This window comes from Pseudomonas sp. NPDC089547 (genome assembly GCF_050280665.1).
In the GTDB taxonomy this organism is placed as follows: Bacteria; Pseudomonadota; Gammaproteobacteria; order Pseudomonadales; family Pseudomonadaceae; genus Aquipseudomonas.
In genome coordinates this window covers 1-22,716 of sequence record NZ_JBNNVS010000047.1, presented here as the reverse complement: position 1 = coordinate 22,716, position 22,716 = coordinate 1, and the positions used below count along the sequence as shown (strand labels likewise).

The following is a 22,716-nucleotide window of genomic DNA, read 5'->3' as shown; positions in this document are numbered from 1 at the left end:
ACAACAACAAACGAGGTCGACTCATGTCGAGCACGCCTACCCCCCGCGCAGCGTCTTCGTACGCGCTGGACGCGGCCCCTGCCCAGCGCCTGCCCACCCGGCGCCGCTGGTTCATGTTGTCGCTGCTGCTGGTGGCGACCATCATCAACTACGTCGACCGGGTGAATATCTCGATCGCCGCCCCCTTCATGGCCAAGGACCTGGGCCTGGACAAAGTGGAGATGGGGCTGATTTTCTCTGCCTTTGCCTGGACCTACGCCCTGGCGCTGGTACCGGCCGGCTTCATCGCCGACCGCTTCGGCTCGCGCCTGACCTATGGCGTGTCGCTGATCAGCTGGTCGGCGGTGACCGTGGCTCAGGGCCTGGCCAGTGGCTTTACCTCGCTGTTCGGTTTGCGCCTTGCCGTCGGAGCCATGGAGGCCCCGGCCTTCCCCGCCAACAGCCGTGCGGTGACGGTATGGTTCCCTGCGCGTGAACGCGGCATGGCCAGCAGCATCTACGTGTGCGGCCAATACCTGGGCACTGCACTGTTCACCGGCGCCCTGCTGTGGCTGGCAACCACCTACGACTGGCGGCACGTGTTCTACAGCACCGGCGTGGTCGGCATCCTGTTCGGCGTGGTGTGGCTGTTCCTTTACCGTGACCCGCTGAACTGCAAGAAGGTCAGCAAGGAAGAACTGGCCTATATCGAGAGCGGCGGTGGCCTGGTCAAAAGCAGCCAGGAGCGTACCCGCTTCGACTGGCGCCAGGTGGCCGAACTGTTCCGCTACCGCCAGGTATGGGCCATCTGCCTGGGCAAGTTCGCAAGCACCTCGGCGCTGTACTTCTTCCTCACCTGGTTCCCTACTTACCTGATCGAAGAACGCCAGCTCACCTTGATCAAGGTCGGCATCTTCGCCGTGATGCCGTTCATTGGCGCAACGGTCGGCATCCTGCTGGCGGGCATCGTCTCTGACCTGCTTATCCGCAAGGGCTACTCGCTGTCGTTTGCGCGCAAGCTGCCGCTGGTGGTGGGCTCGATGCTGGGCATGTCGATCGTGCTGGTGAACTTCACCGACTCCAACGTGCTGTGCATCGCCATTCTCACCCTGGCGTTCTTTGCCCAGGGCATCGCCTCGTCTTCGTGGGCCGCGGTCTCGGAAGTAGCGCCCAGGCAACTGATCGGCCTGACCGGCGGGGTCACCAGCCTGGCAGCAAACATCGGCGGCATCGTCACGCCGATCGTGATTGGCGCAATCGTGCATGCCAGTGGCTCGTTCGCCATGGCGTTCTGGTTCATCGGTGGCGTGGCCCTGATGGGCACCCTTTCGTATTCGCTGCTGCTCGGGAAGCTGTACCGCATTGAGTTGAAGACTGCGGCCTGATTCGAGAAATGCATGGTCAGTACCGGCCCTTTCGCGGCTAAAGCCGCTCCCACAGGTACAGCGCTGCCCTCAGGTTTGGCACTGCCCCTGTGGGAGCGGCTTTAGCCGCGAAAGGGCCGGTACAGGTTACTTGGATAGTCCAACCCAACCCCGCTTTTGTCCAACTTTGCCGGCCAGCCACTGGCTAGGCTGGCCACTCCAGCACGAAGGAGTCACCCCATGAGTTACCTGTTCAGCCCCCCGGCCATCGTCAGCCTGCCCATCCGTGGCAGCGACACGCGCTTCCCGGTTGGCCGCGTGTTCTGCCTGGGCCGCAACTATCCCTGGCCTGAAACCTACGGCCCTGCCCCCTGCGAGCCGGTGTTCTTCATGAAACCGGCAAGCAACGTGGTCGAGGCAACGGGCGAACTGCCCTTCCCGCCGCAGACCGACGAGTTCTGCCACGAGATCGAACTGGTCGCGGCCATTGCCAAGGGCGGTGCCGACATTGCCCCGGAACAGGCCCTGGAGCACGTGTTCGGCTTTGCCGCCGGGCTTGACCTGACCCGCCGCGATCACCAGCGCAAGGCCAAGGCCGAAGGGCGGCCATGGGAAGCTGCCAAGGTATTCGAAGCATCGGCACCCATGACCGCCATCGTTCCCGCCAGCGAATGCGCATGGCCGCTGGATGCGGCGTTGTGGCTGCAAGTCAATGGCCATGAGCGCCAGCGTGCACACCTGAGCCAGCAGACCTGGGCATTGGCCGAAGTCATCAGCCGGCTGTCACGCCAGCTGCCGCTACGCCCGGGCGACCTGATCATGACCGGCAGCCCGCCCGGCGTGGCGCCGCTGAACCCGGGCGACACCCTTCACGCCGGCATCGATGGTATCGGCGAAATGCACTTGCGCGTCGGCCCCAAGCCTGCCGCACAAGCCGCCAACGCTGCCTGATCCCCTTGGAGTAACACGATGAACCAGAACAAGAAAATCGCCTTGGTCACCGGCGCAGGCAGTGGCATCGGCCGCGCCGTTGCCCTCGCCCTGCTGGAAGACGGCTTCAGCCTGGTGCTTGCCGGGCGCCGTCTGGAGCCGCTGCAAGCGGTGGTCGAACAGGCACAGGCAGCGGGCGGTGAAGCCCTGGCCGTAGCCACTGACGTACGCGACGAACAGAGCGTCGCGCAGCTGTTTGCCACCATCGAGGAGGTACATGGCCGCCTCGACATCATCTTCAACAATGCCGGCATCAATGCCCCCGCCGTGCCGGTCGACGAACTGCCGCTGGAGAACTGGCGCAACGTCATCGCTACCAACGTGGATGGTGTGTTTCTTTGCGCCCGCGCCGCTTTCGGCCTGATGCGACGCCAACAGCCGCAAGGCGGGCGGATCATCAACAACGGCTCGATCTCGGCACACACCCCGCGCCCGTTCACGGCGCCCTACACCGCCAGCAAACATGCGGTGCTGGGCTTGACCAAAGCCCTGGCGCTGGATGGGCGGCCTTACAACATCGTCTGCAGCCAGGTGGACATCGGCAATGCCCTGACCGAACTTTCCGAGCGGATGACCCGTGGCGTGCGCCAGGCCAATGGCGAAACCGCCGCCGAACCGATGCTCGACGTGCGCCATGTGGCCGACGCGGTGCGCTACATCGCCGCGCTGCCGCTGGACGCCAACGTACTGAACATGACCGTGATGGCCAGCAACATGCCGTTCGTTGGCCGTGGCTGACCTGTTCCTGATGGAGTGCCCCATGAAACCAGAAGTCCTGCAACTTAGCCCGATCCTCATCCCGCAAATCCGTGAGCGCCTGGAACAGCTGTTCACGGTACACCGCTACTACGAACAGGCCGACAAGGAGGCCTATGTCAGCCAGCACGCCGGCAATATTCGCGGTGTGATCACCGGTGGCCACACCGGCATCAGCCAGGCGCTTATGGCACGCTTGCCCAACCTTGAAGTGATCGCGGTCAATGGCGTCGGCACCGACGCGGTAGACCTGGCCTATGCCCGCGACCGCGGCATTCAGGTGACGGCGACCATCGGTGCCCTCACCGAAGACGTTGCTGACCTTGCCATCGGCCTGTTGATTGGTTTGTGCCGGGGGATTTGCACCGGTGACCGCTTCGTCCGCGCCGGCCATTGGGCCACCAGTGCCACGCCGCTGGCACCGTTGCCTCTGGCCCGGCAGGTCTCGGGCATGCGAGTGGGCATCGTCGGCATGGGCCGGGTGGGTCGCGCAGTGGCACAGCGGGCGGCGGCGTTTGGTTGCCCGATTCGCTACACCGATCTGCAGGCGCTGGATGTGCCCTACGGATTCGAGGCAGACCTGCTGCAGCTGGCCAAGGACAGCGATGCACTTATCCTCGCGGCAGCGGCGGACAAGGGCGAGGCGCTGATCAATCGCGAGGTGCTGCGAGCGTTGGGCGCCGAGGGGTACCTGATCAACATCGCGCGCGGCAAGCTGGTGGATGAGCCCGCGTTGATCGCGGCGCTGCAGGCCAACGAGATCGCAGGCGCGGCGCTGGATGTATTTGCCGATGAGCCGCGTGCGCCAGAGGCCCTGTTCGAGCGTGAGGATGTAGTGCTGCAGCCCCACCGGGCCAGTGCCACGGTGCAGACGCGCACGCGCATGGGCGAGATGGTGGTGGCCAGCCTGGTGGATGTGTTTGCCGGGCGCACGCCGCAGGGGTTGGTTATCTGAGCGAGCATTCCGGGGCTGCTTTGCAGCCCATCGCGACACAAGGCCGCTCCTACAAGGGTACGCGATCCCCTGTAGGAGCGGCCTTGTGTCGCGAAAGGGGCGCAAAGCGCCCCCAGCGATTGATCAGGCTACAGCCAATTCCACCGCCCCATCATTCAACCGCACCGGCCACACCCGCAACCGCTGCCCGGCATCCTCCAGGCATTCCCCGCTCTGCAAGCTGAAATGCTGCTTGTACAGCGGCGCCGCCACCACCAGCTCGCCCTGCATACTGCCCACCAGCCCGCGGCCGATGATGTTGGCGCCAGAACGCGGGTCGCGGTTGTCTACCGCGTACAGCGGCTGGGCCTGCCCCGGCAGGTAGAACAGCGCCACCTGGGCCCCGTCCAGCCACACCACCACGCCGGAATCGGCCACCAGGTCTTGCGCCTGGCACACGGGCTGCCAGTTTTCACGGGTTTTCACAGCAGCATTGGACAGGTTCATCAGACAGCCTCCTCGACAGTAGGGATCAGGTGCAGCGGTGCAGCGGGCCGGCGTTGTTCGCGTTCGCGCACGAAGTGCACGTCCGGGTCGGCACGCCGATCATTGACGAACGTGCGGAAGCGCTTGAGTTTTTCCGGGTCGTTGAGGGCGTTGGCCCATTCGCACTCGTACTGGTCGACCACATGCTGCATCTGCGCCTCCAGCTCGCTGGCCAGGCCCAGGCTGTCGTCGATGACCACCTGTTTCAGATAGTCCAACCCACCTTCCAGGTTCTCGCGCCACACCGAGGTGCGTTGCAACTTGTCGGCCGTGCGGATGTAGAACATCAGCACGCGGTCGATCAGGCGCACCAGCGTCTCGTCGTCCAGGTCGGTGGCGAACAGTTCGGCATGGCGCGGGCGCATGCCGCCGTTGCCGCACACGTACAGGTTCCAGCCCTTGTCGGTGGCGATCACGCCAATATCCTTGCTCTGTGCTTCGGCGCATTCACGGGTGCAGCCCGAAACGGCGAACTTGAGCTTGTGCGGGCTGCGCAGGCCCTTGTAGCGGTCTTCCAGGCGCAGGGCCATGCCGACACTGTCCTGCACCCCGTAGCGGCACCAGGTGCTGCCGACGCACGACTTTACCGTGCGGGTCGACTTGCCGTAGGCGTGGCCGGTTTCGAAGCCAGCCTCGATCAGCTCGCCCCAGATCAGTGGCAGTTCGTGCAACTGGGCGCCGAACAGGTCGATGCGCTGGCCCCCGGTGATCTTGGTATACAGGTCGTACTTCTTCGCCACCTGGCCTATGACGATGAGCTTGTCAGGGGTGATTTCACCACCGGGGATACGCGGCACCACCGAGTAGGTGCCGTTCTTCTGCATGTTGGCCATGAAGGTGTCGTTGGTGTCCTGCAGGGGCACCAGCGCCGGGTCCATGATCGGCTGGTTCCAGCACGAGGCGAGGATGTTGCCCACGGCCGGCTTGCAGATGTCACAGCCTACGTGGCCCTTGCCGTGGCGTTCGAGCAGTTCGCTGAAGGTACGGATACCTTCCACGCGCACCAGCCCGTACAGCTCCTGGCGGGTGTAACCGAAGTGTTCGCACAGGCTCTTGTCTACCGCAACACCACGGGCGGTCAGTTCGTGCTCGAACACCTGCTTCAGCAGTGCCGCACACCCCCCGCAACCGGTGGCGGCCTTGGTGCAGCCCTTGACCGCTGCAAGGTCGCTGCACCCGCTGTCGATGGCAGCGCAAACCGCGCCTTTGCTGACGTTGTGGCAGGAGCAGATGGTTGCGCTGTCCGGCAGTGCATCGGCGCCCAACGCCGGCGCGCCACCCCCTTGCGGCAGAATCAGCGCGGCTGGGTCGGCCGGCAGGGCGATGCCGTTCTGGGCGTATTGCAGCAGGGTGTCGTAGTAGCTGTTGTCACCCACCAGCACCGCGCCAAGCACATGCTTGCCGCTGGCATCCACTACCAGCCGGCGGTAGGCGCTGTTGGCTTCGTCGATAAAGCGATAGCTGCGCGCACCTGGCGTGGCGCCATGGGCATCGCCAATCGAGCCGACATCCACGCCCAGCAACTTGAGCTTGGTGGACATGTCGGCGCCGGTGAACGCAACCGCCGCTTCCCCCATCAGCAACGCGGCCAGGTTGCGCGCCATGCTGTAGCCCGGGGCGACCAGGCCGAACACGCTGCCGTTCCACGAAGCGCACTCGCCAATGGCAAAGATGCGTGGGTCGCTGCTGCGGCAATGGTTGTCGATCACGACCCCGCCACGCGTGGCGATGTCCAGGCCACTGGCTCGGCCCAGGGCATCCTGCGGGCGAATACCGGCGGAGAATACGATAAGGTCGGTTTCCAGGTGCTCACCGCCGTCGAAGTTCATGCGGTAGCGGTAAGCATCACCCGCGCTGATCGACTGGGTGGCACGTGACAGGTGCACGCCCACGCCCAGCGCCTCGATCTGCGCCTTGAGCGCGGCACCGCCCTCGCCGTCCAGCTGTACCGGCATCAAGCGTGGGGCGAACTCCACCACATGGGCTTCCAGGCCCAGCGACTTGAGCGCGTTGGCGGCCTCCAGGCCGAGCAGGCCACCGCCGACCACCACGCCACGGCGGGCACTGGCCGCGGCGGCGCGGATGCGGTCAAGGTCATCGAGGGTGCGGTAGACAAGACACGCGTTGCCGCTGGAGCCTTCGATCGGCGGCACGAAGGGGTAGGAGCCGGTGGCCAGCACCAACTGATCGTAGCCATAGCGGCCTTCGGCGGTGACCACCTCGCAGCGCTCGCGGTCGATCGCCAGCACGGCCTCACCAAGGTGCAGGTGCACGCCATTGGCGGTGTAGAAATCGTGCTCGCACAGGGCCAGGGTTTCGGCACAGCTGCCGCCGAAGTACTCGGACAGGTGCACGCGGTCGTAGGCGCGCTGGCGCTCTTCGCCGAACACCCGCACCTCGAAGCGCTGCAAGGCGCCACGGCTGACCAGTTGTTCGACACAGTGGTGGCCGACCATGCCGTTGCCGACGATGACCAGTCGCTCTCGTTGCCCGCTGCTCGCTGTTGCCTTCATAAGCCGATCCTCGATCAAAAAAAAAGCGCCTGGAGCCGAAGCTCCAGGCGCCTTTGCCTGTATTCATCACGGTAGGGGGCCCGGATTGATCGCCGTTGATCAGTGGGCTTTGTTGTATCTGGGGTTTAGCAGGGAGTGTGCCAATCCTCTTTCCTGTACTGGCCCTATCGCTGGCAAGCCAGCTCCCACAAGGGCCGCCACAGGTTTCCAGGTTTGTTAAATACCTGTGGGAGCTGGCTTGCCAGCGATAGGGCCAGCACAGCAAGTGCACATTCCAAGTGCATCACTCCCCATCCCGGTGCACTCAGTACACATCGCGCCGATAACGTTTGGCCTTGTTCAAACCTTCGACGTAGGCAGCAGCCGCCGCCGCTTCCATCCCGCTATGCTCAGCCACGATCGCGCGCAACGCCGCATCCACATCCTTGGCCATGCGCTGGGCATCCCCGCACACATAAAAATACGCACCGGCCTCCAGCCACTGCCACAGCTGCGCGCCCTGCTCACGCATGCGCTGCTGCACATAGATCTTCTCAGGCTGATCGCGTGAAAACGCCGTATCCAACCGTAGGTGGCCGCTTGCCTGCCAGGCGTGTAACTGTTCCCGGTAATAGAAGTCGGTAGCGGCGCACTGCTCGCCAAAGAACAGCCAATTCCCCCCTTTCGCCCCCCGCGCTTCCCGTTCTTCCAGAAACGCACGGAACGGCGCAATGCCGGTACCCGGGCCAACCATGATCACCGGCACGCTGTCGTCCTCGGGCAGCCGGAAGTGCTTCGACAACTGCGGAAAGATGGCCACCTTCAGCGCCTGGGCGCGGTCGGCAAGGAAGCTTGAACACACACCTTTGCGCTCGCCGTAGCGCACGGTGGAAACGGTCAGGTGCACCTGGTCCGGATGCGCCAATGGGCTGGAGCTGATCGAGTAAAGCCGCGGCTGCAACGGCTTGAGCAGGTCGAGCCAGCTGGCCAGCGGCAGTTGTTGAGGGAAAGCACGCAATACATCGACCAACTGCCGGCCCCACAGCCAGTCCTGCAGTTCGGCTTTGCATTCGGGCCGCAACAGGCGCTGAAGCTCCGGGGCGGCTCCCGCGAAGGCCTGAAGTTGCTGCGCGGTGACCTTGGCGATTTCCAGATGGTCTTGCAGGGCTTCGGCCAGTGGCATGGCAGGCTGGCCCTTCAGCTCGACCCTGGCCTGGCCATCGAGTTGCATCAACGCCAGCAGCTCGCCCACCAAGGCGGGACAATTGCGCGGCCACACGCCCAGTGCATCACCGGCTGAATAGCTGAAGCCGCTGCCGCTCAGGTCGAATACGAGTTGGCGGGTTTCCTTGCTTGCACCCGGCCCGTTGAGCAGGCGGTTTTCCAGCAAGGTGGCGGCCCAGGGTTGCTGCTTGCCGTAGGTCGCTACCGGTGCAGGCTCATTGACCGGTTGTGGCTCGGCAGCAGTGCCCAGCGAGGGCAGCAGCGCTTCGAGCCAGCCAGCGAACGCTTCGTCAAAGTCGGGCTCGCAGTCCACCCGTTGCAGCAAGCGCCGCCCACCCAGCTCGGCCAGGCGCTGGTCGAGTTTGCGGCCAAAACCGCAGAACTGGTCGTAACTGGAGTCGCCCAGGGCCAGCACGGCATAGGGCAGCTCGGCGCAGTGGGCGCCCTCCTCGCCTTGCAACGCCTGCCAGAATGCCCCGGCGCTGTCGGGCGCGTCGCCATCGCCAAACGTGCTGGCGATCAGCAGCACGCTGGCGGCGCCTTGTAGCTGGCGCGGGCTGACCGCCGCCATGCAACTGAGCTGCACGTCCAGGCCGGCACCGCGCAAGCGTTCAGCACAGCGCTCGGCCAACAGCTCGCCGTTACCCGTCTGCGAGGCCCACAGCACTTGATGCCGTGGTGCCGACAATGCCGCTGTGGGCAATGCCGCGGGCTGGGCAAACAGACCGGCCAGCAAGCCGTCTACGAACAACCGGCGGCTGGCTGCCAACGGTGCACTGGCCGGCAGGCTGGGCGGGCCATCGGCACGGCTGTGCTCCAGGCCCAGCAGGAAACCTTGCAGGTAATGACGCTCTTCCTCGGCCAGCACCGGGGCTGGCAGGGTGTGCAGGCCAAGCAGACGAGACAGGGTGGCAGTCGGCATACGGGCTGGCTCCGCAATGGCAGTATTCAGTTCAAGGGCTTCGATACGCTCGCCTGCAACCCGTTCCAAGGCCACGGCGCAGTGTTTGAAGGCGGGCTGCAGCGACAACGGGTCGACCGCATCGCAGGTAACGGCATTGATTGCCAGTTGCTCGCCGATCAGGTCGTTCCAGTGGAACGGGGCAAAGCAGTTCCCGGGCATGACCCGGTCGCTGAGACGTGCCGGCAGCACGGCCCGGCCGCGGCGAGAGCGAATGGCCACCTGGTCTTTTTCAGCAACGCCCAGCCGGGCGGCATCTTCGGGGTGGATTTCAACGAAGGGGCCGGGTTCCAGCTTGTTCAGCGACGCCACCTTGCCGGTCTTGGTCAGGGTGTGCCACTGGTGCTGCACACGGCCGGTGTTCAACACCATGGGGTAGTCGTGATCCGGCAACTCGGGTGCCGGCAACCAGGGCCGGGCGAAGAAGCGGGCCTTGCCGCTGGCGGTGGGAAAGACCAGCGCCGGGCGCTGGCCTTCACTGTCGTGGAACAGCACCTGGCTGCTGCCATCGTTCAGGTAGCGCAAGGGGCTGCGGTCGCTGGCACGGCCAGGTGCGCAAGGCCACTGGTGCGGCTGCTGGCGCAGTTCGGCATAGCCGATGCCACGCAGATCGTAGCCGGTGGCAGGGTTGTGGAAGCGGCGGATTTCCTCGTACACCGCCTCGGCATTGGGGTAGTCAAAGGCTTCGCGATAACCCATGGCGCAGGCTACCCGGGCGATGATCTGCCAGTCGGGCAGGCTCTGCCCTGGCGGTTCGACGGCCCGTGGCATCAAGGTGAGGTTGCGTTCGCTGTTGATCATCACGCCCTCGCCTTCGGCCCACAGCGCGGCAGGCAGCAGGATGTCGGCGTAGCGGTTGGTTTCGGTGTCGAGGAAGGCGTCCTGGGTGATCACCAGTTCGGCCTGACGCAGGCCGTCGATCACTTGCTGGCGGTTGGCGACACTGGCCACCGGGTTGCTGCAGATGATCCAGCAGGCTTTCACTTCACCGGCTTTCATCTGTTCGAACAACGCCACCGTACCCTCGCCGCCTTCGCTACGCAGGCTGCCCGGTGCCAGTTGCCACTGCTGCTCGACAAAAGCGCGGTCAGCCGCCACCAGTGCCGAGCGCTGGCCCGGCAGGCCGGGGCCCATGTAGCCCATCTCGCGACCGCCCATCGCATTGGGTTGGCCGGTCAGCGAAAACGGCCCGCTACCGGGCCGGCAGATTGCGCCGGTCGCCAGGTGCAGGTTGCAGATTGCATTGCTGTGCCAGGTGCCGTGGATGCTCTGGTTCAGGCCCATGGTCCAGCAGCTCATCCAGTTGCTGGCGCCGCCGATCCATTCCGCGGCCTTCAGGATGTCGGCCTCGGCCAGCCCGGTGATGGCGGCCACGCGCTCGGGGGTGTAGTCGTCGAGAAAGGCTGGCAGTTCGTCCCAACCTTCGGTGTAGCGGGCGATGAAGGCGGGGTTGGTGTGGCCATTGCGGTGCAGCAGGTGCAACAGGCCGTTAAGCAAGGCCATGTCACTGCCGGGGCGCACCTGCAGGAACAGGTCGGCCTTGTCGGCGGTGGCACTGCGGCGTGGGTCGACGACGATCAGCTTGGCGCCGGCCTTGACCCGGTCGAGCAGGCGCAGGAACAGGATCGGGTGACAGTCGGCCATGTTGGCACCGATGACCAGGAACACATCGGCGTGCTCGAAGTCCTGATAGCTCCCGGGGGGGCCGTCTGCACCGAGCGACAGCTTGTAGCCACTGCCTGCACTGGCCATGCACAGGCGCGAGTTGGACTCGATATGGCGGGTGCGGATAAAGCCCTTGGCCAGTTTGTTGGCCAGGTACTGGGCCTCCAGCGACATCTGCCCGGACACATACAGCGCAACCGCGTCGGGGCCGTGCTGGTCGATGATGCCGCGCAAGCGAGTGGCTGTTTCGGCGATGGCCTGGTCGATGCCGGTGCGCACCGGCTGCTGGTTACGCTGCTGGCGCACATAGGCGTCCTCCATGCGCCCGGCGGCGGTCAGCGGCAGGTGTGCGGTAAGGCCTTTGGTGCAGAGGCGGCCGAAGTTGCTGGGGTGCTGCTTGTCACCGCTGACCTTGCTGACCTTGCCATCGGCAACGCTCATGACGATGCCGCAGCCGACGCCACAATAGGGGCAGACGCTGCGTACTTCGCTGTTGGCCATGGGCGGGCTCCTGTTGGAAACGCAAAAAGGCGCCGGCTGCCCCGGCTTGCTGAGCAAGCGGGGCAACACGGCGCCTTTGTCGTGAGGTTTTGTGGGCTGTCGACGTTGATGGCCCTGGATGAAGCGTAAGTCAGCAATTAATGGGCCAGCTGTACCGGCCCTTTCGCGGGCTTGCCCGCTCCCACAGGGATATCGCTGTGCCTGAGGCCGGTGCTGTACCTGTGGGAGCGGGCAAGCCCGCGAAGAGGCCGGCACAGGCTACGCACCATGCGGTGGCAACCTCACATCCGCTGGCGCTATGCTGGGGCACATTCCAGCATGAGCAACTGCACTCTCCTTATGTCCCAGGTGATCCTCAAGACCCCCGCCCAACTCGACCTGATGCGCCGCGCCGGCCAGCTGCTGGCGCAGGTGTTCGCCGAGCTCGACAGCTTCATCCGCCCCGGCATCACGACGATGCAAATCAACGACCACGCCGATGCATTCATCGTCAACACACTCAAGTCGCGGCCAGCGAGCAAGGGCCAGTACGGTTTCCCCTACTCACTCAATTCCTCGGTGGACCACGTTGTGTGCCACGGTATACCCAAGGTCGATGAAGTGCTGAAAGAAGGCTCGATCATCAACGTCGACATCACGCTGGAGCAAGGCGGTTATATCGCCGACTCGTCAAAGATGTACTGCATCGGGCCAGTCAGCGACGAGGCCCGGCGCCTGGTGGACACCACCTATGACGCGCTGTGGAAAGGCATCGAACAGGTACGCCCAGGGGCGACGCTGGGCGATATCGGCCATGCCGTGCAAAGCCATGCCGAGGCCGCGGGCTACAGCGTGGTGCGCGAGTATTGCGGGCATGGTATCGGCCAGCAGATGCATGAAGGGCCGGAGGTGCTGCACATTGGCCAGCGCGGCATGGGCATGAAGCTGAAGCCGGGGATGGTGTTTACCATCGAGCCGATGATCAACCAGGGTGGGCGTGGCACGCGCACGTTGAAAGATGGCTGGACGGTGATTACCCGAGACCACTGCCTGTCGGCGCAGTGGGAACACACGGTGGCGGTGACTGAGCACGGGTTTGAAGTGCTGACGTTGCGGGAAGAAGAGCGCTGAAGCTGAAATCGCAGACACAAAAAAAGCGACCCTAAGGTCGCTTTCTTTGTTACTTCCGGGTGTTCAGTAGGCCCTGGAAGTGGAATATGGCGCAGCGGACGGGACTCGAACCCGCGACCCCCGGCGTGACAGGCCGGTATTCTAACCGACTGAACTACCGCTGCGCTATACATCGAGTGGTGGGTGATGACGGGATCGAACCGCCGACCCTCTGCTTGTAAGGCAGATGCTCTCCCGGCTGAGCTAATCACCCATGTCTCTCGGTGTGGCGCGCATTCTACGGGCGGTTTTGCGGTCTGGCAAGCACTTATCGTAGTTTTTTCAAAAAACAATCAAGCAGCAAATTTCAGGCACAAAAAAAGCGACCCTAAGGTCGCTTTCTTTGTTACTTCCGGGTGTTCAGTGGGCCCTGGAAGTGGAATATGGCGCAGCGGACGGGACTCGAACCCGCGACCCCCGGCGTGACAGGCCGGTATTCTAACCGACTGAACTACCGCTGCGCTATACATCGAGTGGTGGGTGATGACGGGATCGAACCGCCGACCCTCTGCTTGTAAGGCAGATGCTCTCCCGGCTGAGCTAATCACCCTTCGTCTCGGTGTGGCGCGCATTCTACGGACGGCCCTGCACCCTGGCAAGCACTTTTTAAACTTTTTTTAAAAAAAACCTCATGCCTTTCAAAGACCTAGCGTTGCCGGGTGTTTCAGTAAGGGATAAGCCGCTGCTGGCCCTCTGACAGGGCTGGCCTCAGATCACTACACGGAGAATAATGCCCGCCTTATGCATTAAGGAGAGTTGCCCCTCATGTGGTTCAAGAACCTGCTGACCTACCGCCTGACCCAGGAAGTCCCGTTCGAGCCTGAAGCGCTGGAGGCAGCCCTGGCCAGCAAGCCGGCCCGCCCCTGCGCCAGCCAAGAGCTGACCACCTATGGTTTCGTCGCGCCGTTCGGCAAAGGCGAAGACGCTCCTCTGGTGCATGTCAGCGGTGAGTACCTGCTGATTGCCGCACGCAAGGAAGAGCGCATTCTGCCAAGCAGCGTGGTCAACGACGCGGTCAAGGAAAAGGTCGAGGAGATCGAGACCGAGCAGATGCGCAAGGTCTACAAAAAGGAGCGCGACCAGATCAAGGACGAGATCATCCAGGCCTTCCTGCCGCGTGCGTTCATCCGCCGCTCGATGATCTTTGCCGCCATCGCCCCACGCCAGGGTGTGATCCTGGTGAACTCGGCCAGCGCCAAGCGTGCCGAAGACCTGCTGTCGACCCTGCGTGAAGTAATGGGCTCGCTGCCGGTGCGCCCGGCCACGGTGAAAATTGCACCGGTTGCCACCATGACCGACTGGGTCAAGTCGCAGCAGGCTGCCGAAGGCTTCTATGTACTGGACGAATGCGAGCTGCGCGACACTGCCGAAGATGGCGGTATCGTGCGCTGCAAGCGCCAGGACCTCACCGGCGAGGAAATCCAGCTGCACCTGAGCACTGGCAAGGTGGTGACCCAGCTGGCCCTGGCCTGGCAGGACAAGCTGTCGTTCATCCTGGACGACAAGATGGTGATCAAGCGCCTGAAGTTCGAAGAGCTGCTGCAGGAGCAGGCCGAGCAGGACGGTGGTGATGAGGCGGCGCAGCAGTTCGATGCCAGCTTCCAGTTGATGATGATGACCTTTGCCGAGTTCCTGCCGGTGCTGTTCGAGGCGCTGGGTGGTGAGGAGATTCCGCAAGGGGTCTGAGGTGTCTTGAAATGCCGGTGCTGGCCTGAAAGTGATTTTTCGCCAGTACCGGCCTCTTCGCGGGCAAGCCCGCTCCCACAGGGTCTCCACAGAATCTGAAGACTGTGCAATACCTGTGGGAGCGGGCTTGCCCGCGAAGAGGCCAGTGAAACTCTTGAGCCTATAAATAGAAAAGGAATTGCCCCATGCGTGCCCTCGCCGCCCTCAGCCGCTTCGTCGGCAATACCTTTGCCCTGTGGGTGCTGGTATTTGCCGTGCTGGCCTTCCTGCAACCGCAATGGTTCATCGCCCTCAAGGTCGCCATCGTGCCACTGCTGGGCCTGGTGATGTTCGGCATGGGCCTCACCCTCAAACTGGACGACTTTGCCGCCCTCGCCCGCCAGCCCTGGCGGGTGATGCTGGGGGTGGTCGCGCACTTCGTGATCATGCCGGGCATGGCCTGGCTGCTGTGCCAACTGTTCCACCTGCCGCCGGAAATTGCCGTGGGCGTGATCCTGGTTGGCTGCTGCCCGAGCGGCACCGCATCGAACGTGATGGTCTGGCTGTCCCGCGGGGACCTGGCGCTGGCAGTGGCAATCGCTGCGGTCACCACCCTGCTGGCCCCGCTGCTGACCCCGGCGCTGATCTGGTTCCTGGCCTCGGCCTGGTTGCCGGTGTCCTTCATGGACATGTTCTGGTCGATCCTTCAGCTGGTGATGCTGCCGATCGTGCTCGGCGTTGTCGCCCAGCGCTTGCTCGGCGCCCGGGTGCAGGCGGCGGTGCAGGTGCTGCCGTTGGTGTCGGTGGTGAGCATCGTGATGATCGTGTGCGCCGTGGTAGCGGCCAGCCAGGCGAAGATTGCCGAGTCGGGGCTGCTGATCATGGCGGTGGTAATGCTGCACAACACCTTCGGCTATTTGCTGGGGTACCTGACCGGCAAGCTGTGCAAACTCCCCCTGGCCCAGCGCAAGTCGCTGGCGCTGGAGGTGGGCATGCAGAATTCCGGGCTGGGAGCAGCATTGGCGGCCGCGCACTTTTCGCCGCTGGCGGCAGTGCCGAGTGCGCTGTTCAGTGTTTGGCACAATATTTCCGGCGCGTTGCTGTCTACCTGGTTCCGGCGGATGGGTGAGGCTGGAGTCGAGGGTGATGAGGGAGAGCCGGTCAGGCATTGATTTCTGCCTGTGCTGGCCTCTTCGCGGGTGAACCCGCTCCCACAGGGATCGTACAATGTTCAGCCCTGTGGGAATCCTGTGGGAGCGGGCGTGCCCGCGAAGAGGCCGGCACAGGCTTGCCCAGAACCTTCCAGCTGGGCACTATAATGCCCACTGTGAGGACGACCTCACGACGCACCGCGTGACCATTCAGGGGACGGCCCCATCATTCAAAACGATGGAGACACACCTATGTCCTGGATCATCCTGTTCTTCGCCGGCCTGTTCGAGGTCGGCTGGGCCGTTGGCCTGAAATACACCGACGGCTTCAGCAAGCCGATTCCTACCGTGCTTACTGTCGGTGCCATGGTCATCAGCCTTGGCCTGCTGGGCCTGGCCATGAAAGAGCTGCCGCTGGGCACCGCTTATGCCATCTGGACTGGCGTTGGCGCAGTCGGCACGGTCATCGCCGGCATCATCCTGTTCGGCGAGTCCATGGCGCTGGTACGCCTGGTCAGTGTGGCGCTGATCGTCTGCGGCCTTGTCGGCCTGAAAGTCAGCGCCAGCTGACCACCCCGCCTAGCGCAGGTCACCGCGCAGGCGGCTGACCTGCTCGCGCAACAACTCTGGCTGCGCCGCCTCCACCGGGATGGCGGCGCCCGCCACGATGGTTACCCTCGACCACAGCCGCTTGAAGAAGCCCTTGGCCGGGTCACGGCTGAAGAAACTCCCCCACAGCCCCTGCAACGCCAATGGGATCACCGGCACCGGCGTTTCCTCAAGGATACGGTTGACGCCGCCCTTGAACACATCGATCTCGCCGTCGCCGGTCAGTTTGCCTTCCGGGAAAATGCACACCAGCTCGCCATCGGCCAGGTATTGGGCAATGCGTGCGAAAGCGCGTTCGTAGATGGCAAGGTCCTCATTGCGCCCGGCAATCGGGATGGCGCCCGCCGTGCGGAACACGAAGTTGAGCACCGGCAGGTTGTAGATCTTGTAGTACATCACAAAGCGGATCGGCCGACGGATCGCCCCACCCAGCAGCAGGGCATCGACGAATGAAACGTGGTTGCACACCAGCAGCGCCGCGCCTTCATCGGGGATGCGCTCCAGGTCGCGATGCTGCACACGGTACATTGAATGGCTGAGCAGCCAGATCAGGAAACGCATGGTGAACTCAGGCACGATCCTGAAGATGTAGGCATTGACCGCGATGTTGAGCAGCGACACCACCAGAAACAGCTGCGGGATAGTGAAACCTGCCAGCCCCAGCAGGATGATGGTGAGTACCGCCGACACCACCATGAACAGGGCATTGAGGATGTTGTTGGCGGCGATCACCCTGGCGCGCTGGTCTTCGGCCGTGCGGGCCTGGATCAGTGCATACAGCGGCACGATATAGAAGCCGCCGAACACCCCAAGGCCGACGATTGAAAGCAGAATCCACCAGGCCTGGCCCATGCCCAGCAGCGTTAACCAGTCGTGCGGGGCCGATGCAGCCGGCACATCGCCGGAGTGCCACCACCACAGCAGGCCGAACAGGGTCAGGCCGAACGAGCCGAACGGCACCAGGCCGATCTCCACCTTGCGCCCGCTAAGCCGTTCGCACAGCAGCGACCCAAGGGCAATGCCCACCGAGAACAGTGTCAGCACCAGGGTCACCACCGTGCCGTCGCCGTGCAGCCAGTCTTTGGCATAAGCCGGGATCTGCGTAAGGTAGATGGCACCGACGAACCAGAACCACGAGTTGCCGACAATCGAACGCGATACCGCAGGTGTCTGGCCCAGTCCCATGCGCAGGATGGCCCACGACTGCTTGAAGATATTCCAGTCCAGCGGCATCTGTGGCGAAGCGGCAGCGGCCCGCGGTATCCAGCGGCTGGCCAGGTAGCCGAGCACTGCAGTGCCCACCACGCCGCCGGCCACCACCGTGGCGTAGCTATCGGCCGACATCATCACCCCGGCACCGATGGTGCCGGCAAGGATGGCCAGGAAGGTGCCTGTTTCCACCAGCCCGTTGCCGCCAACCAGCTCTTCTTCGCGCAGCGCCTGCGGCAGGATCGAATACTTCACCGGGCCGAACAACGCCGAGTGGGTACCCATGCCGAACAGCGCCACCAGCATCAGCGCCAGGTGGTTGGTGATAAAGCCCAGTGCACCGATGGCCATGATGACGATCTCGGCCAGTTTGATTGCACGGATCAGCGCGTCCTTGGCGAACTTCTCGCCAAACTGCCCGCCCAGCGCCGAGAACAGGAAGAACGGCAGGATGAACAACAAGGCGCACAGGTTGACCCAGATAGAACGGTCACCGTCGCCCAGGCTGAGCTTGAACAGGATCGCCAGGATCAGCGACTGCTTGAACAGGTTGTCGTTGAAGGCACCCAGCGACTGGGTGATGAAGAACGGCAGGAAGCGCCGCTTGCCGAGCAGGGTGAATTGCGAGGAATGACTCATCGTCCTTGGTCCTGGGTTCAGCCATGGATGGCAGTTGCTTTATTAGAATGCACGCGGGGCATGTAAAGCCACATTGTCGAAGTCAACTGACAGAACTACCAGTAGCGAGTTGCATCGTCCACGGGCCAGTGTGTGGGCCCGACCAGACGTGATTCAATGGAATGAAAAAGCGATTTACCAGATTGGCCATGACCGCAGCCACAGTGACGTTGTGGCTGATGGCTGGGAACGCGACAGCCACCGGCATTCAAGCAGAAAAGGACAGGTTCATCGATAGCCTGGTGGCGCGTATGACCCTGCACGAAAAGGTCGGCCAGCTGCGAATGGAATATGCGAACGCCGGTCACAACCCCCAGGCACTGCTCGACAGCATTGTCGACGGGCACGTCGGTGCCATGTTCACCGCCCCCGCTGCCAGCAATGAAGGTTTGCGCGAATTGCAGGAAGCCGCCGTGCAGCGCAGTCGATTGCGCATCCCGCTGTTTTTTGCCGGGGATGTGCTACACGGCCAGCAGACGATATTCCCCATCAACCTGGGCCAGGCCGCCAGTTGGGACTTGCAGGCGATCGGCAAGAGTGCTCGGGTAGCCGCACGCGAAGCCACCGCCAACGGCCGGGACATGACCTTCGCGCCGATGCTGGACATCAGCCGCGATCCACGCTGGGGCCGGATGTCGGAAGGCTATGGCGAAGACAGCTACCTGGTATCGCGCATTGCCGGGACAGTGGTACAAGCGCTACAAGGGCCGGTTTTGGCCGCGGCAGATAGCCTGATGGCTTGCGTCAAGCATTTTGCCGGCTACGGTGCGGTCGAAGGTGGCCGTGACTACAACTCCACGGACATGAGTGACCGGCGCCTGGTGCAAGATTACCTGCCGCCCTTCAGGGCTGCCCTGGATGCCGGAGCAGGCGCAGTGATGACTGCGCTGACCAGCCTCGACGGGGTGCCGGCGACCGCCAACAGCTGGTTGCTGCACGACATATTGCGTGAGCAGTGGCAGTTCAACGGGCTGGTCATCAGTGACCACGGCGCCGTCGAGGAACTGATCGCCCATGGCGTGGCCGCGAACGGCAGACAGGCAGCACAGGCTGCACTCATCGCTGGCACGCAGATGAGCATGAGTGACCGCTACTTCGCGAACGACTTGCCTCGACTGGTCATGCAGGGACAGGTGACCGAACGGCAACTCGACATTGCCGTGCGACAGGTATTGGCCACCAAGTACGACCTTGGCCTGTTCGACGATCCCTACCGACGTCTGCAGATGGCCCATCACAACGAAGATCAACGCCTGCACCGTGCCCAGGCCAGGGACATGGCGCGTCGTTCGCTGGTACTGCTGGAAAACCGTAACCGGACGCTCCCTTTGAGCCGGCAGGCAACCATAGCCCTGGTCGGACCGCTGGCCGACAACGCAGTGGATATCCTTGGCAGCTGGCACGCCAACGGCAAGCCCGAGCAGGCCGTGACGCTACGCCAGGGACTGAAGCGTGGCCAGGCCGCCGATGCACGCCTGCTGTATGCAAAAGGGGCAAACATCAGTGACAACCCGCAGGCGTTCGCCCTGCTTGCAGATAACAAGGTCAACTTCGACCCGCGGCCGGCTGACGCCATGGTTGCCGAAGCCGTGGTCGCTGCGCGCCAGGCGGATGTGGTGATTGCAGCGTTGGGTGAAGCGCGTGGCATGTCGCACGAGGGGGCCAGCAGGACCGACCTGAACCTGCCGGGCCAGCAACGCGCCCTGCTGCGTGCGCTGAAGGCGACCGGCAAACCGCTGGTGCTGGTGCTGGTGAACGGCCGACCACTGACCATCAACGACGAAAGCCAATGGGCCGATGCCGTGCTGGAAACCTGGTTCAGCGGCAGCGAAGGCGGCAATGCCATTGCCGACGTGCTGTTCGGCGACTACAACCCGTCCGGCAAGTTGCCGGTGACGTTCCCGCGCAGCGTCGGCCAGATCCCGCTGTACTACAACCACCTCAACACCGGCCGGCCATTTGATCCGGCCAAGCCGGCCGCCTATCGGTCACGCTACTACGACATCGACGATACGCCGCTCTACCCCTTTGGCTACGGGTTGAGCTTTACGCATTTCAGTGTCTCGGCACCACGCTTGTCGAGCGCCCGTCTGCTGCCCGGGCAGGGCTTGCAAGTACAGGTGACGGTGCGCAACGAGGGTTTGCGCGCAGGGGAAACCGTCGTGCAGCTGTACATCCGTGACCGCACTGCCTCGGTAAGCCGCCCGGTAAAAGAGCTGAAGGGCTTTGAAAAGTTGTACCTCGCCCCCGGCCAGGAACGCCAGGTGACCCTGCAGCTGCCCGCCACCGCGCTGAGCTTCGTTGACCGCAACCTGCGCTGGGTCAGCGAACCCGGCTGGTTCGACCTGATGGTCGGGCTGGACTCGCAAACCGTGCAAACGGCCAGTTTTGAACTGATGCCCTGAAACATAGAGCTACAGATAATCTTGTGCCTGCCGATAATTCATATAGATGACTATATCTAGCAGAAGGTACAGACCTCCGGTCTCCTCCAACGCACAAGAAAAAGGAGCTCAGCAGTTTATGTTTACCTGGTTCGGCGACCTGAAAATCGCCAGCAAACTCTTCCTCGGATTCGGCCTGGTGCTGTGCCTGACCTTGACCCAGTCGCTGATTGGCTGGAACGGCCTGGGTAGCCTGGTGCGCCGCAGCGAGGTGGTCAGCGATGTGTCCGGCCTTAACGATGCGCTGGGCGACCTGCGCGTAGCGCGCTTGCGCCATGCCATGGCCAACGGCGACGAAAATGAAGGCAAGGCGCTGCAGGCAGCACTGGATGCCTTCCAGAAGCCGCTGGGCAAGTTACGCACGGTGCTGGTGAAGCCGCAAAGCCTGGCACTGCTCGGGCAGGCCGACCAGACCTTGCGGGCGTACGCCGGCAACCAGGCGTTGAGCTTTGCGTCCTATCAGAAAATGCGCGCGGCACAGAAGGACATGGGCGTGCTGGCCACGCAATCGTTCGCCAGCATCGAACGCATCCGCGAGCAGGTGCGCACCTTGCCCGATGCCGAGCAGCGCAGTGTGCGCAGCGAAGCGATCAACCAGATTCGCGAAAACCTGATCCTGTTGCGCTACCACGTGCGCGGCTACACCGGGAACACCAATGCCGATACCGAACAGCTGATGAACGGGCAGATCGCCACCACGGTGAACGACCTGCCGAGGCTGATGGCCAGGTTCGACGGCCAGTTCGCCAATGAGTTCGAGCAGTTGAACCGTCAAGTACGCGCCTACGCCGAAGCCGTGGAAGCGTTCCGTGGCGAGGTGAGCAAACTGGTGGGCTACCGCACGGCCATGGGCACTGACGTGGAAACGCTCAACGGCCTGATCGGGCAGTTGCTCGATGCACAAGCTGCAGCGGTGGTCGAGGACAGCCAGTTCGCCAAGACCCTGCAGATTGTCACCACCCTGCTCGCCCTGCTCATCGGTGGAGTGGCCGCTGTACTGATCGCCCGCCAGGTCAGTGCACCGCTGCGCCAGGTGCTGCAGGCCATGGAGCAAGTGGCCGCGGGCGACCTCGGTGAACAGCCGAGCAGTAGCCGCCGTGACGAGGTGGGCCAGTTGCAGAACGCCTTGCAGCGCATGACCGGCAACCTGCGGGCATTGATTGCTCAGGTGCGCGACGGTATTTCGCAGATCGCCAGTGCCACCGAAGAGCTGTCGGCCATCACCGAACAGACCAGCGCGGGGGCCAACAACCAGAAGGTCGAGACTGACCAGGTAGCCACCGCCATGCAGGAAATGGCCGCCACCGTACACGAAGTGGCGCGCAATGCCGGTGAAGCTTCGCTGGCCGCCAGCGCGACTGACGATGAAGCCCGCGAAGGCGACAACGTGGTCAGCCGCGCCGTGGTGCAGATCGACCGGCTGGCCAGTCAGGTAGGCGCCACCGGTGAAGCTATGGATGCCCTGCGCAGCGAAAGCCAACGTATCGGCAAGGTGATGGATGTGATCAAGGCAGTGGCCGAGCAGACCAACCTGCTGGCGCTGAACGCTGCGATCGAAGCGGCGCGGGCGGGTGAAGCCGGGCGCGGTTTTGCGGTGGTGGCGGATGAAGTGCGCAGCCTGGCCCAGCGTACCCAGGCGTCTACCGAAGAGATCGAGTCGGCGATCGGCAGCCTGGAGCAAGGTACCCGCTCGGTCAGTGAACTGATGGAACAGAGCCAGAGCCTGACGGCCAGCAGTGTGGCGCTGGTGCGTGAGGCCGGGCTGGCGCTGGAGGGGATTACCCAGCGGGTTTCCGGGATTCAGTCGATGAACCAGCAGATTGCGGCGGCGTCGGAGCAGCAGAGCGCGGTGGCCGAGGAAATCAGCCGCAGCGTGGTGACGGTGCGGGATATTTCCGAACAGACGGCTGAGGCCAGTCAGCAGACATCGGCGTCCAGCGTAGAGCTGGCGCGGCTGGGTGGGCAACTTCAGCAGATGATCAGCCGGTTCAGGCTGTGATTGCTGTATAGGCCTGAACCGGCCTCTTCGCGGCTAAAGCCGCTCCCACAGGGATATGCGCAAGCTTTCAGATCTTGAACAAGACAGTTGCTTGCACAGATACCGCGTTAACTCGAAGCCAGCGCAGTACCTGTGGGAGCGGGCGTGTCGAGGCGTCGAACCGCCGCGAAGCAGGCAACGCGGTGGATGGCACCGGCTTTGCCGGTGTTCGCGGGCGCGCCCGCTTTCACAGGGATTTGCGCAAGCTTTCAGAGCTTGAACAAGACAGTAGCGCCCAGATACCGCGTTAACTCGAAGCCAACGCAGTCCCTGTGGGAGATTCTATGGCCGGAGGCAAATTTTCAGTAGAAAAGCCCACGGCCTCTCTCAGCAACATCCAGGCACGAATCAGCCTGCCAGA

The 22,716-nt window shown here is 63.5% G+C and carries 14 protein-coding genes, 4 tRNA genes and 1 pseudogene; 11 read left to right on the top strand and 8 right to left on the bottom strand.

The features are described 5' to 3' along the window. The first annotated feature begins 23 nt into the window (after nucleotides 1-23). From ACQKPZ_RS23525 to ACQKPZ_RS23510, 4 genes are all read left to right on the top strand, one after another. Nucleotides 24-1,364 carry an MFS transporter gene (locus ACQKPZ_RS23525; RefSeq protein ID WP_119371020.1) on the top strand — a complete coding sequence of 447 codons (1,341 nt, stop codon included), beginning with the start codon at nucleotides 24-26 and terminating at the stop codon, nucleotides 1,362-1,364. A 219-nt stretch (nucleotides 1,365-1,583) separates the two neighbouring features. Continuing rightward, nucleotides 1,584-2,294: a fumarylacetoacetate hydrolase family protein gene (locus ACQKPZ_RS23520; protein ID WP_427542790.1), complete on the top strand. Its 711-nt coding sequence runs from the start codon at nucleotides 1,584-1,586 to the stop codon at nucleotides 2,292-2,294. Nucleotides 2,295-2,312: 18 nt separating this feature from the next. Further along, the gene (locus tag ACQKPZ_RS23515; RefSeq protein ID WP_427542787.1) at nucleotides 2,313-3,071 is read left to right on the top strand and encodes an SDR family oxidoreductase; all 759 of its coding nucleotides are present in this window, start codon (nucleotides 2,313-2,315) and stop codon (nucleotides 3,069-3,071) included. Nucleotides 3,072-3,093: 22 nt separating this feature from the next. Further along, nucleotides 3,094-4,044, top strand: coding sequence for a 2-hydroxyacid dehydrogenase (locus tag ACQKPZ_RS23510; protein WP_427542784.1), 951 nt, complete (start codon nucleotides 3,094-3,096; stop codon nucleotides 4,042-4,044). Between the two features lie 123 nt (nucleotides 4,045-4,167). Here ACQKPZ_RS23510 and nirD read toward each other — a convergent pair whose 3' ends face one another. From nirD to ACQKPZ_RS23495, 3 genes are all read right to left on the bottom strand, one after another. Next, a complete protein-coding gene (gene nirD / locus ACQKPZ_RS23505; RefSeq protein WP_427542781.1) occupies nucleotides 4,168-4,530 on the bottom strand; it encodes a nitrite reductase small subunit NirD in 363 nt (120 codons plus the stop codon). After that, the gene (gene nirB / locus ACQKPZ_RS23500; protein WP_427542778.1) at nucleotides 4,530-7,082 is read right to left on the bottom strand and encodes a nitrite reductase large subunit NirB; all 2,553 of its coding nucleotides are present in this window, start codon (nucleotides 7,080-7,082) and stop codon (nucleotides 4,530-4,532) included. Before nirB ends, nirD begins: the two co-directional genes overlap by 1 nt. 304 nt (nucleotides 7,083-7,386) lie before the next feature. After that, nucleotides 7,387-11,412, bottom strand: a complete 4,026-nt coding sequence (locus ACQKPZ_RS23495; protein ID WP_427542775.1) for a molybdopterin-dependent oxidoreductase — start codon at nucleotides 11,410-11,412, stop codon at nucleotides 7,387-7,389. A gap of 267 nt (nucleotides 11,413-11,679) precedes the next feature. Here ACQKPZ_RS23495 and map point away from each other — a divergent pair, with 267 nt between their 5' ends. Next, on the top strand, nucleotides 11,680-12,522 hold the full coding sequence (gene map, locus ACQKPZ_RS23490) for a type I methionyl aminopeptidase (RefSeq protein ID WP_427542772.1): 843 nt from the start codon (nucleotides 11,680-11,682) through the stop codon (nucleotides 12,520-12,522). A gap of 87 nt (nucleotides 12,523-12,609) precedes the next feature. Here map and ACQKPZ_RS23485 read toward each other — a convergent pair. The 4 genes from ACQKPZ_RS23485 to ACQKPZ_RS23470 all read right to left on the bottom strand — a co-directional run bounded on the left by ACQKPZ_RS23485 (nucleotide 12,610) and on the right by ACQKPZ_RS23470 (nucleotide 13,111). Continuing rightward, nucleotides 12,610-12,686: transfer RNA gene (locus ACQKPZ_RS23485), tRNA-Asp, on the bottom strand. Nucleotides 12,687-12,699: 13 nt separating this feature from the next. Further along, nucleotides 12,700-12,775, bottom strand: a tRNA-Val gene (locus tag ACQKPZ_RS23480). A 170-nt stretch (nucleotides 12,776-12,945) separates the two neighbouring features. After that, a tRNA-Asp gene (locus ACQKPZ_RS23475) sits at nucleotides 12,946-13,022 on the bottom strand. 13 nt (nucleotides 13,023-13,035) lie between these two features. Further along, nucleotides 13,036-13,111, bottom strand: a tRNA-Val gene (locus ACQKPZ_RS23470). Between the two features lie 215 nt (nucleotides 13,112-13,326). On the opposite strand from ACQKPZ_RS23470, the gene rdgC reads away from it, so the two are divergent. From rdgC to sugE, 3 genes are all read left to right on the top strand, one after another. Beyond that, nucleotides 13,327-14,247 carry a recombination-associated protein RdgC gene (gene rdgC / locus ACQKPZ_RS23465; protein WP_016715497.1) on the top strand — a complete coding sequence of 307 codons (921 nt, stop codon included), beginning with the start codon at nucleotides 13,327-13,329 and terminating at the stop codon, nucleotides 14,245-14,247. A 185-nt stretch (nucleotides 14,248-14,432) separates the two neighbouring features. Further along, nucleotides 14,433-15,398 (top strand): bile acid:sodium symporter family protein, encoded by a 966-nt coding sequence (locus ACQKPZ_RS23460; RefSeq protein WP_403202431.1) that lies wholly within the window; start codon nucleotides 14,433-14,435, stop codon nucleotides 15,396-15,398. Between the two features lie 231 nt (nucleotides 15,399-15,629). After that, on the top strand, nucleotides 15,630-15,947 hold the full coding sequence (gene sugE, locus ACQKPZ_RS23455; protein ID WP_012270979.1) for a quaternary ammonium compound efflux SMR transporter SugE: 318 nt from the start codon (nucleotides 15,630-15,632) through the stop codon (nucleotides 15,945-15,947). A gap of 9 nt (nucleotides 15,948-15,956) precedes the next feature. On the opposite strand, the gene ACQKPZ_RS23450 is transcribed toward sugE, so the two are convergent. Beyond that, nucleotides 15,957-17,834 (bottom strand): 1-acyl-sn-glycerol-3-phosphate acyltransferase, encoded by a 1,878-nt coding sequence (locus ACQKPZ_RS23450; RefSeq protein WP_427542769.1) that lies wholly within the window; start codon nucleotides 17,832-17,834, stop codon nucleotides 15,957-15,959. A 188-nt stretch (nucleotides 17,835-18,022) separates the two neighbouring features. Here ACQKPZ_RS23450 and bglX point away from each other — a divergent pair, with 188 nt between their 5' ends. The 3 genes and pseudogenes from bglX (at nucleotide 18,023) to ACQKPZ_RS23435 (ending at nucleotide 22,316) form a co-directional block, all read left to right on the top strand. Then, nucleotides 18,023-20,278, top strand: coding sequence for a beta-glucosidase BglX (gene bglX / locus ACQKPZ_RS23445; protein WP_427542766.1), 2,256 nt, complete (start codon nucleotides 18,023-18,025; stop codon nucleotides 20,276-20,278). 46 nt (nucleotides 20,279-20,324) lie between these two features. Continuing rightward, nucleotides 20,325-21,461, top strand: a pseudogene (locus ACQKPZ_RS23440) (methyl-accepting chemotaxis protein); the annotation flags it as partial. Then, a complete protein-coding gene (locus ACQKPZ_RS23435) occupies nucleotides 21,453-22,316 on the top strand; it encodes a methyl-accepting chemotaxis protein (protein ID WP_427542835.1) in 864 nt (287 codons plus the stop codon). The pseudogene ACQKPZ_RS23440 and the gene ACQKPZ_RS23435, both read left to right, overlap by 9 nt. Nucleotides 22,317-22,716: the final 400 nt, after the last annotated feature.